General features: G+C 42.7%; 14 protein-coding genes. 4 read left to right on the plus strand and 10 right to left on the minus strand.

What is annotated here, in order from left to right:
* Positions 1 to 46: 46 nt before the first annotated feature.
* From dnm_RS17290 to dnm_RS17305, 4 genes are all read right to left on the minus strand, one after another.
* Entirely contained in the window at positions 47 to 1,546 is a 1,500-nt protein-coding gene (locus tag dnm_RS17290) for a methyl-accepting chemotaxis protein (protein WP_207678163.1), read from the minus strand.
* Positions 1,547 to 2,385: 839 nt separating this feature from the next.
* Positions 2,386 to 2,895: an ATP-binding response regulator gene (locus dnm_RS17295; RefSeq protein ID WP_207678164.1), complete on the minus strand. Its 510-nt coding sequence runs from the start codon at positions 2,893 to 2,895 to the stop codon at positions 2,386 to 2,388.
* Between the two features lie 765 nt (positions 2,896 to 3,660).
* The gene (locus dnm_RS17300) at positions 3,661 to 3,930 is read right to left on the minus strand and encodes a transporter substrate-binding domain-containing protein (protein WP_207678165.1); all 270 of its coding nucleotides are present in this window, start codon (positions 3,928 to 3,930) and stop codon (positions 3,661 to 3,663) included.
* A gap of 89 nt (positions 3,931 to 4,019) precedes the next feature.
* Positions 4,020 to 4,469, minus strand: coding sequence for a transporter substrate-binding domain-containing protein (locus tag dnm_RS17305; protein ID WP_207678166.1), 450 nt, complete (start codon positions 4,467 to 4,469; stop codon positions 4,020 to 4,022).
* Positions 4,470 to 5,193: 724 nt separating this feature from the next.
* Between dnm_RS17305 and dnm_RS17310 the strand changes: the two genes are divergently transcribed.
* A complete protein-coding gene (locus dnm_RS17310; protein WP_207678167.1) occupies positions 5,194 to 6,150 on the plus strand; it encodes a cohesin domain-containing protein in 957 nt (318 codons plus the stop codon).
* Between the two features lie 291 nt (positions 6,151 to 6,441).
* On the opposite strand, the gene dnm_RS17315 is transcribed toward dnm_RS17310, so the two are convergent.
* Positions 6,442 to 7,359, minus strand: coding sequence for a tyrosine-type recombinase/integrase (locus tag dnm_RS17315; RefSeq protein WP_207678168.1), 918 nt, complete (start codon positions 7,357 to 7,359; stop codon positions 6,442 to 6,444).
* Positions 7,360 to 7,949: 590 nt separating this feature from the next.
* Between dnm_RS17315 and dnm_RS17320 the strand changes: the two genes are divergently transcribed.
* Positions 7,950 to 8,174 carry a hypothetical protein gene (locus dnm_RS17320; protein ID WP_207678169.1) on the plus strand — a complete coding sequence of 75 codons (225 nt, stop codon included), beginning with the start codon at positions 7,950 to 7,952 and terminating at the stop codon, positions 8,172 to 8,174.
* 136 nt (positions 8,175 to 8,310) lie between these two features.
* Here dnm_RS17320 and dnm_RS17325 read toward each other — a convergent pair whose 3' ends face one another.
* From dnm_RS17325 to dnm_RS17335, 3 genes are all read right to left on the minus strand, one after another.
* Positions 8,311 to 8,463 (minus strand): hypothetical protein, encoded by a 153-nt coding sequence (locus dnm_RS17325; protein WP_207678170.1) that lies wholly within the window; start codon positions 8,461 to 8,463, stop codon positions 8,311 to 8,313.
* A 10-nt stretch (positions 8,464 to 8,473) separates the two neighbouring features.
* Positions 8,474 to 10,786, minus strand: coding sequence for a chemotaxis protein CheA (locus dnm_RS17330; RefSeq protein ID WP_207678171.1), 2,313 nt, complete (start codon positions 10,784 to 10,786; stop codon positions 8,474 to 8,476).
* A 538-nt stretch (positions 10,787 to 11,324) separates the two neighbouring features.
* Positions 11,325 to 11,630, minus strand: coding sequence for a hypothetical protein (locus dnm_RS17335; protein ID WP_207678172.1), 306 nt, complete (start codon positions 11,628 to 11,630; stop codon positions 11,325 to 11,327).
* A gap of 873 nt (positions 11,631 to 12,503) precedes the next feature.
* Here dnm_RS17335 and dnm_RS17340 point away from each other — a divergent pair.
* Complete coding sequence (locus dnm_RS17340; RefSeq protein WP_246556024.1) at positions 12,504 to 13,247, plus strand: class I SAM-dependent methyltransferase; 744 nt, start codon at positions 12,504 to 12,506, stop codon at positions 13,245 to 13,247.
* A 137-nt stretch (positions 13,248 to 13,384) separates the two neighbouring features.
* Here dnm_RS17340 and dnm_RS17345 read toward each other — a convergent pair whose 3' ends face one another.
* Positions 13,385 to 13,723 carry a hypothetical protein gene (locus tag dnm_RS17345; RefSeq protein ID WP_207678174.1) on the minus strand — a complete coding sequence of 113 codons (339 nt, stop codon included), beginning with the start codon at positions 13,721 to 13,723 and terminating at the stop codon, positions 13,385 to 13,387.
* Between the two features lie 97 nt (positions 13,724 to 13,820).
* Positions 13,821 to 14,660 (minus strand): radical SAM protein, encoded by an 840-nt coding sequence (locus dnm_RS17350; protein WP_246556386.1) that lies wholly within the window; start codon positions 14,658 to 14,660, stop codon positions 13,821 to 13,823.
* A 319-nt stretch (positions 14,661 to 14,979) separates the two neighbouring features.
* Here dnm_RS17350 and dnm_RS17355 point away from each other — a divergent pair, with 319 nt between their 5' ends.
* Positions 14,980 to 16,299 carry a transposase gene (locus tag dnm_RS17355; protein WP_207678176.1) on the plus strand — a complete coding sequence of 440 codons (1,320 nt, stop codon included), beginning with the start codon at positions 14,980 to 14,982 and terminating at the stop codon, positions 16,297 to 16,299.
* Positions 16,300 to 16,513: the final 214 nt, after the last annotated feature.

Here is a 16,513-nt window from a genome sequence, read left to right on the forward strand (position 1 = left end):
CTGAAAAACAACACAGGATGAAACATGAGACTAAGAGCCAGCTCACTCAGCTGAATTTAACTTTGAATACTGACATGGAAGCAGTCAGTTCTTCTGCGCTGGAGGCATTTCCGCGGGTTACGACGTTCATTTCATCCACGGCTTTGTTTATTGCCTCTATTCTTTTGTTCTGTTCATTGGAATCTGCGGAGATATTACTGAGCAGTTCTGCAACATTGGCCGCATTCGCAGCCACCTCCCTGAATCCTTCATCGGTCTGGCTGACGAGTTCCAAACCTTCGTTCACTTTTCTGACCGTCCCCTCAATCAGCTTTGCTGTGCTTCTGGCCGCATCTGCCGAGCGCATGGCCAGATTTCTGACCTCACTGGCAACCACTGCAAATCCGACCCCGGCTTCGCCCGCCCGGGCAGCTTCAACAGCCGCGTTCAGTGCCAGGAGATTGGTCTGAAACGCTATTTCATCAATAATTTTAATAATTTTAAAGGTTTCCTCCCCGGCTTTGGAAATTTCGTTCATGGAAATAAGCAACTGGGCCATGGAATCGTTTGCTCTGCTCACGACCTGATTGGTTTCATTCATAAAACCATCTGCCAGCTTGGCATTTTTCGCATTCTGCCGGATGATGGAAGACATTTCATTCAGCAAAGCAGATGTTTTTTCCAATGATGCGGCCTGTTCAAAAGTTGCCCCCGACAAGGTCTGTGATGTGGAAATATTTTTTCTGATAATTTCACTCAGACTTATCACCATGTTGTTCATGGCCTCGGTCAGAATTCCGATTTCATCTTTTCTGGCAATATCAAGGGTTTGTCTGAAATCACCTTTGGAAATCTGCCGGGCCGAGTCTGTAAGCCGAATAATCGGACTCGAAATCTTTGTTGAGAGGATAAAAACAATGACAAAACAAATCATCATAAATATTGATGATGCAACAATGGCTTTGCCAATCATTCTGTTTGTTTCATTTTGGATCTGGTTTCTGGAAAATTCTATTTCTTTATCAAGATGTTTCAGGGTGTAAATCAGCCTTAAAACGCCCCAGGGTTCCGTGCTGATTTGAATGGTATTTACAATTTCAATAACAGATTCATTTCCTTCTTTATATTCCGTTACAACCTTATCTTTCTGAGCCAGGGCATAGCGATCTCTTTCACTGGTCAGATCGCTTTGAGTCAGCTCAGGGTTCAGCGTATGAATAAAAATCGTACCGGAGGTATCTGTAAGAACAGCGTATTTAATATCCTTGTTATTATCAGCTCTGTCTTTGATGGTTTCCATCCCTCCTGAAAAATTAAAACTTGCAATGTCATTTTCCACCTGTTGGGCCAGGTTTGCAGCAAAAGTTTTTCCTCGCTCTATGAGGTTTTCCTTCATAAGGGCAATTCTTTTGTCCAGTTCATGTTCCAACATCTTTTTTTGCGAAGAAATCTGAGTATAGGTTAATATTGCCACCAAGGCGATCATCAGGATTGTCATAATGAACATTAACTTCCATTTGATACTCCACCTGACACCGGTTTTATCTTTTGACGATTTCTGCATCATTTGAATCAAACTCCTTTATTTGGTAAGAACTTGGGATTTAGGAAATGAGAAGTTTGCCATTTTCAATTCTTAGCCTTAACCTTGAACAGATTAAGTGGCTGGCCAGAAGTTTGCCGGTATTTTATCGGCGATGTCTTATGATAATTCTGAATCTGATTCTGGGAAATATATGGCCAGCTACTTAGCAAAGACTCCTGAAATTTTAAGAACAAGACCAAAATAAATTTTTCAAAAATTTCACCTCATTTTTCTCTCACCGGCAGGAGAAATATGGGTAATTTCGTTTTTTAAAGAGAGAAACAGTTCGTCTGCCACAGTTTATCAAGGAAGAAAATAACCCTGACTTTTGTTTAATTGTTTTAGCGAAATAAGTCAATGGGCCAGAATAAGTATTTGAAGACAAAAAATTTCTGTCTCAGAATCGCTTTATTTTTTTATTTTTCAATAACAGATAATAAATTTCTGTTTTTAATAAATATATCTTGATTTCCGATGTTCACGGGCAGGTTTGCAAAAATTTTTCCAGCCTGCCTGAGGATTCTGACATATTTTTCCAGTCAAAGCCAATTCTGAAATTTTTATGAAAGGTGATGTTTGCATGGTATCTTTATCTCTGTAACGGGTTTAATCTGGCATATCTGAAAGTTGGGAAAAAGTAATCCTGTTCCTTTTTAAAAGCTTAAAATTAAATTCATAATCTATTTTTTACTCAGAATCAACATTTTTCAGTTTTATAATCCTTTTACTATGAAAACAAATTGTTATAATCCGGGGTGACAAGCTGCCAGTTCGTAGTTCCGCGTTTAGGCGGTCTCACACCCATAAGCATAAAGCTGAGGTCACAACTCATTATTTTTATACCAATTGCGAAAACTATCCCGTCCGTCTCCGGCTTCTGAGAGTTCAGCCCCCAATGGTGAAAGCATATTCCTGAAAACAGCACGATTTTCCGGGTTGTCATCCACAATCAGAATTTTGGGAGGAATTCCCCTCATCCCAATGACTTCCTGTTTTGTTTCACAGAGCATCTCAGGGCCGGGTACTTCGGACAGTTCCAGATCAAACCGGAATGTGCTGCCAGTTCCCGGTCTGCTTTCCGCATCCAGGTTTCCTCCCATAAGCGATACCAGATTGTGGCTGACGGACAGCCCCAGACCGGTTCCCTCTGCCCGTTTTTCCCGGGTGCCTGTCTGATGAAAGGGGTCGAATATCTTTTCCAGTTCTTCCGAGGAAATACCGGTGCCAGTATCTCTGACCGTGAAACATATCCTGCCGTTGTCCGTTTCTCTGACTTCCAGCGCAATTTCTCCTTTGTCTGTAAATTTGATGGCATTGCCCAGCAGGTTCATTTTCCGCGGCCTCTGCCATGTGGCGAAGGGGGCTTCCGATAATTCTTAATCCTAAAAACATTACGATAAACCACAGCGCGAGGGTTTTGACAAATAAGTTGACAAGAATCAGAAAAAAACCGTATTTCAGTCTTTCAATGACATGTCTGTGGCTTGAATAGATGATACACTTTCCGAGAATATGTTTTTTTTCTCGCCACTGATATTCAATGGGAAATTCATAATCAAACAGAGAGGAAAAAAACAGTTTGTCATATTCAGAGGATTCCCCGAGGTGGTCAATGCGAATCCGGCCTGCTTTTTCATCAGGAATCGTGCCAACAGCCTGTTTGCGATACCCGTTTGTGTCTCTGATAACAATCCCCTCAATAACGGAGATTTCCAGCATTCCGATAAGAATCGAATGAAGCAGTTCATTATTATAAGTCCATACAGACTCTGAAATCCCGGGTCCGAAACTGTCGGGCAATGCCTGAATTTCATGGAAAATGGAATTTTTCACATGGTAATATTCCAATATCACCTGAATTCCGGTAACAAACAGCGTTACGATCAGGTAGCATCCGAATACGACTTTCATCAGATGGGTTACAACGGAATGACGAAGGCTGATGGTCGCTTTCATATTCAAATTTCCGAAAGGAGTGTTAGGCTAAAATTTTATTTCAGCTCTCCGGAAAAGCTTGGGAGGAACTCTGAAATAAAATTTCGACAGGTGCTAAAATTTTATTTCAGCACTTCGGAGAGCGATAAATCGGAGGTTTCTTATTCTAAAATAAAGGTTCGCTTTTTTAATGTTTCTGTGATCTTCTCCTGAACCTTCCGAATCCGTCCTGTTTTTTCCATTTTTTTTAACACAGATTCCAGTCTGGGAATCAAGGCCTTGTTTTTCTTATGCAGATAGTGAAATACCGGGTGTATCTCCAGCGGCGGGTTTAATATGGTAATTCCTCTGACACCGGTTTTTTTAAGAGTCCCCAGTCCCGTGATGACCGAGTTCACGACAATATCCAGCCTGTCATTATCCAGCATCATACTACCGGACGAAAAATTCGTAATCTTTGTTAAATTATTCAAAATCAGATAGTTAAACGAATCGAACATTTATACCCAATTTAATAATTTCAATAGGTTATAATTTTTTGTCCGGTAGTATGATCCAGCATATAATAAATCTGTTGCGTTTCTGTGGCCATAAAGCGGTTCATCCCTTTTGTATTGTTCTCGGAATATTGAGACCCTCTGAGAATTCCGATTTTATAGGGCGTTAAACTCTCCCATCCCTCGGGGACAAATTTTTTTGATTTGGTAAAAACAACAATTTCAGAGTACCAGATCGGAACTGGCAGCATCACCAAATTGGGATATTTCGAGCTGATCCCCTTTATTCGGTAAAGTTCCCCGTCTGTTTCACTCAAATTGGACAACTGAATGGCTCTTTCCCCTGATACCTTTACGATTTCCAAACCAATACCTGCTTTTTTATATGCCTCTCGGAGAACAGCCTCAACCTGATCTGAAAACGGGTCATTTGCAAATGTGGATATCACCAGCTTCGGAAAATCCGAAAGCATGCAGGACAGTTTTTCAGATTGTCCGAAAAAACAATTTGAAAAATTGTTTTACATCCGAACAGCCCGTCATAATCTGTGCGGTCGGGCACCAGAATGACAAAAGGGGATCAATATATTCCGATGCCCAATAACGCACTGAGGCGCTGTCTTTCCGAAAAACTCTATGCAACGTATTGTATTTCGGACGCGATGTCAACAATCAGGTAGCAAGCCTTTAATCTTTTTTTATTACTGAAAAACAGGAAAAACAGAAGTTCTGCAAAAGCAGGAAACAGGAAACCATCAGAAATATATTGATATGTCCAGGTGAATGACAGGTGTTTTCCGGTCAGAGAACATGGTTTTTAAGGCAAGGTCTCCTGCTTCCCGTCCGCAAAGTGAGAAGAATAATTTGGTGGTGTTCTAAAACTGGACATGAGCCGATATTTCCTAAATTTATTCAAATTGTTAAAGATTTTAGCTCCAGTTTTGGAACACTACCGAATATTTGAGCGGATCGCTCCGTTTTTCTGACTTTTTACGAAATCATTATTCTTTATTGTTGAAAAAAAAAATAAATTATGCGATCTAAATTCAGCAGACCGAAAAGCCATTAAGAATCCTGCTTCCAGCCAGCTTCGAATTGGCAAAACCGAAGCATGTCTTCCGGGTTTCTCAATCCGGTCAAAGCGGATCAGAGGTTTTGCAGAGAATAATAACTTTAATAAAAAATGAGGTGAAATCAATGAATTGTATTTCGGTAAAATGGACAAATGCGATTATATCTGTTGTTGTTGCGTTATTTGTAACCTCTGTAGCGTGGGGAACAGAACTCAGCATTCCTGCTCTTGAAGCAAGACCGGGGGAGTCCGTCAGTATTCCGATTATGCTTGATCTTGTGGATAACCTGGCAGGCATCAAACTGGTGATGAAGTATGATACTGAAATTCTTATATTTAAAAAAGCTTTTAAGACAAAACAGACCTCATCCCTCATGCACATTGTAAATAGTAAAAAGCCCGGAACGGTGATTGCTGTCATGGCAGGTGCCAGGGGAATTAAAGGAAAGAATTTTCCGATCCTTTTATTTAAATTTGAAATAAAAAAGGACTTGAAAAGCAGTCTTTCCACTAAAATGGAAATCCGCGAAATCGAAATGATGACGGACCAGTTGAAGGATATTAAATGCAGTATCAAGGTGAATCCTCTGGCGATCTCGGCTAAGAAAACTGAAAAGCCGGAGCAACCTGTTGAGAAGCCAAAAGAATCTGCTGAAAAGTCAATGCAAAATGTTAAAAAACCGGCCCAGGATGTTGAGAAATCGGCCCCGGATGCTATTAAAAAACCAGACCAGGATGTTGAGAAACCGGCCCAGGATGCTATTAAAAAACCGGACCAGGATATTGAGAAGCCGGCCCCGGATGCTATTAAAAAACCGGACCAGGATATTGAGAAATCGGCTTCGGATGCTATTAAAAAACCGGGCCAGGATATTGAGAAATCGGCTTCGGATGCTATTAAAAAATCGGGCCAGGATATTGAGAAACCGGCCCCGGATGCTATTAAAAAACCGGGCCAGGATATTGAGAAATCGGCTTCGGATGCTATTAAAAAATCGGGCCAGGATATTGAGAAATCAGACCAGGATGTTAAAAAATCGGATCAGGTTATTGAAAAATCGGATAAAAACAGTTCAAACTGAATTATCATTAAGTCTTACCTGACACTCGATAACCAAGTTTTCTGATCCGACCCGGCCGGACAGTTTGTCATTTCGTCCGACTGAGACTTAGGCGTGAGCGTTCGAGTGAACCTCACGCCTAAGTCTCAGCCGGGCGCTCATGCCGAACGGAATGACAAAAAAACTTGATTATCGAGTGACAACAATTCCGGTTTTAATACGGAGAAACTGGCGGAGCCATGCGGGGTTAGGCAAAGCGCACTTCTCCACGCGGCAGGATTCGTTTATTTGTGTCTTGCCCACCCTGTAATTCTATTTTCCAAATTCAGGACTTCTGCCAACCATCTCCCTGAGTTCGTCCCACTCAAAGTGGAGGTATCGCCGGGTGGTGTTCAGATTCTCATGACCCAGAAGATATTGTATCATGATGAGATTTTCTCCTGCCCGGGCTTTGAGACTCGCGCCTGAATGCCGCAGAAGATGAGGTCCCTGTTTACGCTTGATAATATTGGCTCTTCCCAGGGCCTGGCTTACAATATAATGAACCTGCCTCCGTTTCAGTTGTTTCCCGTGACTCGATAAAAACACCCAGGGTGACTCATTTCCCTTATACTCCGATCTTATGGCATACCAGTTAAGAAATTTGTTCACAATATCATCATTTAAAGGAATATTATCTGTTTTATTTCTTTTTCGTGTCACCCAAATTTCCTGAGCATCCAGACGCACATCTTCAATTTTCAGATTAACCACTTCTGACACCCGCAGGCAAAGGTCTGTAAACAGGCTGAACAACAAAAGATTTCGGTCAACCATTTTGCGAGAGGCGTTTTGGGCTTCTGACTGGTATACTTGTTCAAGTTCTTCAAAGGTCAGATAATCCGCTTTTGGGGGATATATTTTGGGCTTGCGGATTGTTGACGCGACATTATCCAATATAAGTTCCTCATCCACCAGATAGTCCATAAATCCGATCAGAACATACATTATTCCCAATTTGGATGCTTTCGATATATTTTGATCTTTAAGATAAGAAATAATCATATTTTTGTGAATATTGGCAGGTTCTTCCAAAGAATGGGACTTACAGAATTTTGCGAAACGATTTAATTCATATCTGCGGTTTTCAACAGATGACTGACTAAGTGACCCGATTGCTTCTTTTTCATTAATATAATCTTCAATTGCTTCATATATTGTAATATTCCTTTTGGGTTCGAAATATGTCATTATTTTTCCTTTATAAAAATTTTTAACCTTATTGCGTATTATTCTTTATTTTCCTTTATAAAATGCAATAATATAGTTTTAGGATATTTTGTCAACCTTATATTGCACAATAGTGATTGCCTTTATTTGAAAAGTCGCAGCAGATATCAGGGATCAGGTCTCTTGTCAGAAATAGAAAAAAGTTCAAAAAACCCCCCAATATGAAAATATTGGGGGATTTTTATGGGATATATCTTTCATATGATTTTTTTTCCTTGGAATCGTCTGTTTTTCCCTTTTTTCAGAGGCGTTGTTCTGTTTATTCCTGTGAACAAAAAAAGTTTCTGTCGGCTTTCAGGCTCTGTTTCCTTTTAAATTTCAAAATCCACCTTATTAGATCATTTTTACCACTTATAGCTTTTTAGGTTATTATTAAGTATGTTGTCTGATATAAACAAAAATAAGATACTATTCAAATCTATAATGTTTTTTTCGATAGATTATAAAATTGTTGACATTTTAAGATATTTTCGATTTTAAGAAGAATAATAGTCAAATCTGAGATATCAATTCATTTTAAGCCAAAATAAAAAAATAAGGGACAAAATAACATGGCAAGAACAAAATATCATATCACACCGGAATCAGGGCGATTAAGTGTAACTTTGAACAAAAGACAATTAAAGGAATTCAAAAAAATGTCTATCGAGTTTGAAATGTCAATTGATGAAATATTGCAGATAGCAGTTGATTCTTTTATTCAGAAGTATCAAAATGTTTCTGCGGATCAGATTGACAAAAAAGGAGTGGATTCTTTATTTGAACAGATAAAATAAGAATAATACGGAATAATATGCTATATTGCAGAATTTCGATTTTTGGTATGATTTTTGTCATTAAAGCCGAATATGAAAGAAATAGTCAGTTTTATTCTAAAACAAACCAAATGATCCCAAATAAGTTATATTTTTCTTACAAATCTTTTTTGGCCTCATTGGCCCCGTTGGCCTCGTTCCCACGCTTTGCGTGGGAATGCAGCCAAAGACGCTTCGCGTCCTGCTTCTGCCTGTTGTGTCCGGGACACGAAGCATCCCCGACACGTTCCCGCACAACATATGGAAACAATCAGACAAAATTATTGATATTTTCTCATATTTGCAAGCCTCACCAATTCCCTGACATCAAGAATCAGGCCGACCCTGCCATCGGGCATGATGGAGCTTCCGGAAATGCCGGGTATGTTCTGAATGGTTTCCCCCAATGTCTTAATAACAATTTGCTGACTGCCAATCAGCTCATCAACAAGCACGCCAGCCTGATTTTTTCCTTTCTCAATGACTATAACAATGGCCCGGGTGATATCCTGTTCAGCGTCTTCAATTTCAAAAAGGTCTGCCAGCCGGAGGATCGGAACAAGCTTTTCCTGAAGACACAGCACCTCACCCTGATGAAGAACCGTTGAAATATCTTTCGCACTCGGCTGAACAGATCGGACAATAGAAAGCAGGGGGATCACATATTTTTCCCGGCCCACACGGACAAGCATACCATCAATAATCGCCAGCGTAAGCGGAAGATTTATTTTAAAAACGCTCCCTTTTCCCAAGTCGGATTCAAATTCAATATCTCCCCGAAGGGCTTGGATGTTTTTTTTTAAGACATCCGCTTTCTCATCGCGGCCGGAGAAATCAGCAATACCTTTGTCTGCGAAAAATTCTGGTTCGAAAAGGAAATTAAAGACCTCCTGGTCACTCATCGGCTGACCAGGTATCTTTCTGATAAGCCCTTTTCTTACAGCTTTCGCGAGAATGGCCTTGCGATCAAGCCCTTGGCCGTCGTCTTCTATCTTTACCACAACATTGCTGCCGGAATGATAAGCAGACAAGTGTAAAGTTCCGCACCGGGGTTTGCCCATTTTTTCTCTGATATCAGGAAGTTCAATATTATTATTTACCACCCCCCGGAGTATATAGGCAAGAGGCCCCTTAATCATCTCCGCCATATTCCGGTCAATTTCAGTTTCTTCGCCTTTGGTGACAAGAACAACCTCTTTTCCGAGCCTCTCAGCCAGATTTGTCACCAGCCGTGTCATTTTCCAAAAAGTTTTTTTAAGGGAAATCATTCGAATCGCCATGCTCATATGTTGCAATTCACGAATAATTTTGCTTGTGCCGGCTATCTTTTTTAAAAGTTCATAATGCTTCCCTCCGGTTACTGTCTCATCTTGCACAATCATCGCATGGGCAAGCACCAGTTCCCCCACCATATCAACGAAGCGATCCAAACGCCTGACAGGAATCCGGATAAATGATTTTGTTCCCGGCCGGTCCATGGCTTTCATGCGCTTCCGAGGCTGAGGGGACGATGCAGAATCACTTAGGCACGGAGGAGGTTCGGTCCTTATCTGTCTGATGTCAGCCTGTTCTTTATCTTTAAGAGGCAGTGTTTCAGCTTTTATCTGTTTTATCTTATTCTGTTCTTTATCCTGAAGGAATGAGGCTTCGGCTTCCATCAGCTTTGGGGCAGTCCGCTCGTCATTTTCATTGCTTGCCGATGCCTTTGTCTTTTTTTCCTCTGCATTAGCTTTAGCTGGCGGAACACCGCGGAGTTTTCCCGAGGAAACTGTTTTTTTTGAGAATGACTTTTTTTTTATATGGATATCAGATAGTCCTGCCTTTTCCGGCTTGGCTAAAACGCGCATTAGATCATTATAATTATCCGGTCTTAAAAAAGGCTTATTTTCTGTCATGGCGTTCTGAACAGATCCGAAGAGTTCCTTAAACATATCAACAGATCGGAGTATCAGATCACTGCATACGGGGGTGTAACGTATTTTTCGGTCACGGATACGGTTTAGGAAAGATTCGGCCCCGTGGGCCATTTCTGACAGGAGAGAAAGTTTAAAAAAAGAGGAGGTTCCTTTGATATTATGAAAAACACGAAAAATACTATCCACAGCTTCTGTATTTTCCGGATCCGTATCAAGCAATATTAACGCTTCTTCGGCTTTTGAAATCAGCTCAGTACTTTCAGATATAAACGCCTCCAACATATCAATATCCGCGTCTTCAGATATATAATTGTATATTGCTGTGCCGGCCGTCCCCTTTTTTTCCATCACATTTACAGCATCTTTGATTAAGTCTCCGATTTCATTTACCAGGTCTGATTTTGCGGAATCTGTTTCAGGAGAAGAATTTCTATATACATCAATAATTCCTTCGATTTTTCGTGCGGCCTGAAGAATTTTTTTTCTGGAAATTTCCGGGTATGAGTCATCAACAGCAATTTTATATAGTAATTCCTGAAACGAGGACAATTCGAAAAGATCATTCGGCTTAATCTTCATAAAAAGTGCGGCCGCTTCGTTAAGAGATGCTTTCAAATCAGCCTTTTTGTTCCCGGATATACCCCCGCGGGGAGGATTTTGGGGATATTTATCAGACATATCTGATTCCTTGACTTTTCCACTTCAAAGGAAAGCTCCGATTCGGGCATATTTATAACTTAGGGGAATAATTTCAGTCCCGGAGGGACCACTGAAAATAGTCCTGCAATTTATTGCTGAAACAGATATTTCTGGTTTTCTCAGTGCCTCCGGGACTGAAATTGCTCCTCCGGATTGTACCGAACACGGGAACACGGTTCTGTTTTCAGGATATCGTTCAGTTTTTCCTTTTCTTTCTCTGTCAGCGGTGATGACAATAGCAGCCATCCTTATTGGTTATAAATCTGAGGCGGCCTGAGAACAATATTAAATACCGCTCTTCGGATTGTCAAATTCGGCCCGGAAAAAATACCAGAAAACTTTTGGCAGGGTACTTACGACAATAATAGCCTGTCATTCCCTTATTATCAGCAAATACGGACACATCCGTGCGGACAAATAAAAAAAGCAGGACGCACTTGCAGGCATCCTGCCTCTTACTGTTCTAATGACAGCCGGATATTTACTTCAGTTTCGCTGTAGCCTGTAACCCGCAAAATCACCTGCCCGTTACAGGAGACGGCATCGGCATCGCCGCAGTTGTCTGGTTCATAACGTGTCGTACCAATTCAGAAATTCTCCCTCCCAAGGTCTCATTCATATCTCTGACAACAGTTTTCACCAACGTCGGAAGGCATTTCCTCGTCATGCCATGCTTCGCATAAACTGTAAAGGGTTTGCCCTCCTGGTTCAGTCTGATCCGCTTGTTGTTCCTGGATCTGAGTGTTAGCGGCCTGCTGAATCTTTTTAAAAACCGCTCAGATTTGTTTCTGTTCAGATCGGGAAATCCGCTTATGCCGCCCACTCGGTCAGCCGGACATCCGCATTGACATCAGCATCCTGAAAAACACGGCATCCGCTCCGAATTCCTGTATGAGATCAGTGATCGCCTCGCGGAGATTTTCCACGGCCTTTCACCGGTGTGTCGCCGACGGCCGTGGCTCTCACCGCCTCACAATGGGCAATATGGTTTCCGTCATCCGAAAATTTGACGGTGACTGGCAATTTGCCATGTTTGCATAACTCCTTCCTGCTTATGCTATATGTTATGTGCCTAATGCTTAATTTTGTTTAGTATCATAATGTCCGTGATATGTCAAATAGAAATAAAAAAGGCAGGACGCTCTTACGAGCATCCTGCCTCTTACCGTTCTGCTGACAGACGGATAATTTACTTCAGTTCCGCCGCAACCTGCAAGCCGTAAATCACTTCCGCCAGACCGATTCTGTCGTCGCCGTTTATGTCAGCATCACGAATCTTGGCTCCAGTTGTTCACCCACGGGGATAAGATGTCGGGGAATCTTCCCAATTTTATAGACATGCGAATTTTTCCCGGTTTTTTTGGGACGGATACCTGTCAGCGGCGCGGCTCCTGTGAAAAAATTAAACAGAAAATGCTTGACAAATTTATTCTTTTTCTGATATTTATTTTATTTACTGATTGCCAGAAGGCAGTTTTTTATATTTCACGTTCAGCTTATTATTAAAGCCACGAAGGCTTCCGTTGCCCGAAAAGGGAAGGCGCATTCGCGGCTTTTTTTGTTGACTCAGAAGAAATCCCAAAGCCACGGAGACACCTGTCACCCAAAAAGGGGAAGGCGTATTCGCGGCTTTTTTTGTTGGGTCAGAGAAAAGAGAAAACGACTATTTTTTTTCAAAGCATTAAGGGGGATGATCATGGAAAAAATAAAAACATCAGTAAAAAAATACTGGAACTGGAGAAGTAAAAGCTTTGGCTATGACACGGATAAATCCGTATCTCTTGAGGGGAGATGGGAATCTGTTTTAAGAGAACTGGTTTCCGGTACTTCTGGCAGGCGTGCCCTTGATATCGGGACCGGAACAGGTCAGTTCGCCGTTTATCTTGCCCGTTCGGGATTTGATGTGACAGGCATTGATATTTCCGAGGAGATGATTTCCCTTGCCAGACGCCATGCCATGGCGCATCAGCTTGACATTGATTTCCGAACCGGAGATGCTGAACAACCTGATTTCGAGGATAACACTTTTGATGTGGTCGTATCCCGGAACATGCTGTGGACCCTTCCCCGACCTGACAAAGCAATCAGAGAATGGCGTCGGATCATGAAACCGGGCGGCACCCTGGTGGTCTCAGACGGGTTATGGATGAACACCACATGGAAACGGTTCCATCATCTGGCATTCAGGGTATTCAGAGGAATATTCCGAAACGGGGCGATGATTCCGGTCCGTTTTTTTTGCACCTATGCCAACATTAATAAATCGCTTCCGTTTTATGAAGGCTTATGCTTTGAAGATGCAAGCAGACTTCTGAAAACCGCTGCTTTCAATGACATAAAATCCTATGACACCTCATGTTTCGGAGAAAATCCTTATGGCGCAAAAAATCGGACAAAAAAAATGGCTCCGCCATTTTTTATCGCATATGCAAGAGGTTAGATGATGCTTTGACCATGTCCCAAATCCGGATATTCTCTGATATTCACCAGGCTGATTCAGGGAATGACAGCGTTTATATCCGGAACCGGAACACGCTCTGCTGATTCTGCCCGCGGGCCGAAACCCGTGAGACGCAATTATTGTGTGCAGTTGAGGATCATGCTGTCGTTGGGAACAAAGGTTTTATACGGCAGACCCGCATCTTTTGCAATATAACCGGGCACTGCGACCCCCGAGTCATACTGCGCGTAATTCACAAAGGTTCTTCCGTCAATTCTGACCTTCATCCCATTTACTGGTTTTTTTAACGGCACAATTGCACAGACCTCGTTGTATTTTTTCTTTAATTCCGGGTAGCCCATTGTTTCCGAGCGTTTTCCGATATTTACTTCAACATAATTTCTGGCGCCGTCAGAAATATCACCATGATATTCATTTGCAATGCTGTCAAGCACCTTATTCAGTTCTCTGTTCATATCTGTCCTCCTTTTGATATAAACCCCTGGTGTCAGGTGATTTTTCAGTTTTATACGGATTCGTCATTCAAATACCTGACTAGAAGATAGGGGTGATTCACTGATTGTCAACACAAGGGGCAGATTCCCGGGCCTGTTCCCGGAAGCTTAAATAAGCATTCTGCCAGGAACTCGACATTTTTTCTTTTTTCACGGGCCATTGAAAGCCAAAATGGCCGCACAGTCCGCAGAACGCGGACATCTGATCTGTCATGGCGTCTGATCTGTCCGGAAGGGTTTCCCTTCCCAGATGATATTGAAAGATGCGGTCTATTCCGCCGGCAATGGCGCACATATAATATCCGGAGGGGGTCAGTCCCAGACCGCAGTCTGTGATAATCCGACATCCGCAGGAATAATCTGAGAACCGGTTGATTCGTGTGTCCGCAGGTGCCACGTTAAAGGGTCTGAAAAGGTTCACACGGGAAGTCTTGAGCGTGGTCTTGATGATAATGTTATCAGGCAGTTTGTCCACCACGTCCCGGACTTTTCGGCCAAAATAATTGGTGCAGAGAACCAGCCTCAGCCCCGGATTATGAACAGACTGATATGCTGACAGCAGATCAATAATATCAAAAATCCGGCTGTGCAGGGTGGGTTCGCCGCCCAGAATTCGGATCCGCTTCCATTGTCTCCGTTGTTCAATGCTTTGCCGGATAAATGCCTCAATGGTTGACACCGGCATTTCCGTATTCCCGGGGGCCTGGGTGCAGGAACGGTTGCAGTTGATACATTTTAAATTGCATTTGTAGGTAATGTCTATCTCGACAAATTCCCGGCTCGGGGCAAACTGCCTGCCAAATCGTTCCACCATAAAAGACTGGGCGCGGATGAACTGATAAAAATCCAGAGACAGGCGTTTCAGCGTGATATTTCGATGGGGAGGAGCATGTGTCATTTTTTCCAATCTTTCGTATCATGGTAAGTAAGTACCTGAGCAAAAGTTTTTTATACATCTTTCTTTCCCCGGACGGCGGAGGAACCCGGCTTTTTCCTCCACGGACAGCGGGCCCTTCCGAAAAAAAAAGCCGGGTTTCTCAGCCGCTCGGAAAGATGTATAAAAAATTTTTGTTCAGCTACTTAGTATCTGCTGAATTTCTCTTTTTCCTTGATTTCCATGGTGTTATATGGTAATTTTTTATATATGATTTTTCAGGCTCTGAAAGTGTCGGCCGAACTTCTGACAAAATTGTAACATAACAAAGGGTGTAATAAAAATGATCAGAGATAAATTCGAAGAAGCTTTTTCTCCGGAATGGGTTGAAAGAAATATCACATATCCTGCCCACGAACTTGTCGTTCTGCGGAAAATAATTCCGTGGGAAAAAATTGTGGGACGTCTGGCAGGATTTTATGATAAAAACAGAGGGGCTGAGGGAAAGTCTCTCCGGATCATGGTTGCCCTCCTGATAGTTTCCCGGCTCCGCGGACTGAGCGACCGGGAGCTTGTGAGAGAGGTGATGGAAAATCGGTACATACAGTATTTTTGCAATGTTGCGGACGAAGGCCTGCGGACATTCCTTCATCCCTCCTCCCTGTGTGTGTTCAGAAGGCGTGTCGGCGAGGAGGGAATTGCCGCCGTTGAGGAGGAGGTTTTCGGGACACTCCGCCGCGCCGGGGTCATCCGGGGTGATGATGCCCTGACTGATTCGACCGTCCTGGAAAGCGATATCATTTATCCCAATGATGTTCAGCTGATTCACAAGGCTTTCAGAAAAATGAGAGCCTTTGCGAAAATGCACGGCATTCCTCTGTGGTGGGATGACAGGGAACTGAGGAGGCTGTGGCGGGAGTTCGGCCTGGATAAGAAGGGGAGCAGGGAGAAATGGCTGACCGTTTTCAACGGAATGTTTGTCCCCGCCCTGAAAATTTTTCAGGAAAAGGTCGGGTCGCTGAGGACTTCGGGCAGGCGGAAAAAGAAAGCTGTCAGGATGCTCGGGATTCTGAACCTTCTCGAAGAGCAGACCCTGCTGAAGCTTGCCGGGGAGCGGCATATAAACGACCGCATCGTTTCTCTCGACGACCCGGATGCCAGGCCGATAAAAAAAGGAAAAAGTCATCCGGAATGCGAATTCGGAACAAAGGTTCAGATGACGTTCGACCGGGACGGTTTTCTGATCACCGTTGAAAACTTCATCGGAAACCCCTCCGACAAAATTCTTTACGGCGACACTCTCGATCTTTTTATAAACCGGATGAAAAAATATCCGGATACGGTGGTCACCGATCTCGGATATCGGAGTTTGAAAAACCTTCAGAACACACCTTCGGAGATCGGTCATGTTTTCATGGGGCGCAGCGACGACGTGGCCGAAGATAAACAGGACTTCTGTTGCGGTGCCCGTTCCGCCACGGAAGGGTTTATTGCCGTGGCCAAAAATCTTCGCGGCTTCGGCCGCAGTCTCTGGCACGGACTGAAGGGACATCGGATATGGTCTCTCCTCTGTCAGACGGCCTCCAATCTTAAAAAATTCCTTCAGCTGTGGTTTGCTGACAAGATTGAAGAAGAAAGTATGACAAAGCTCGGCCTTGCCTGATTTGGCCGGGCTTTCGGAAACCTGATCTTCTCTCCCGATTCGAAATCTGATATTTCGAAAAGAGGAGAAGTATGTCCGGAAAATAGGATTTTCAGCAACTTTTTTCCAAAATCTTGAAAAAATCATTCGCAACACCTTAAATCGAAAATTTCAAAATGCCATATCGGAGATATGGCAACCTATCAGGTAATCTGTTGAAAGAGAAATTCAGCAG

It is taken from the genome of Desulfonema magnum (assembly GCF_017377395.1).
Classification (GTDB): domain Bacteria; phylum Desulfobacterota; class Desulfobacteria; order Desulfobacterales; family 4be13; genus Desulfonema_C; species Desulfonema_C magnum.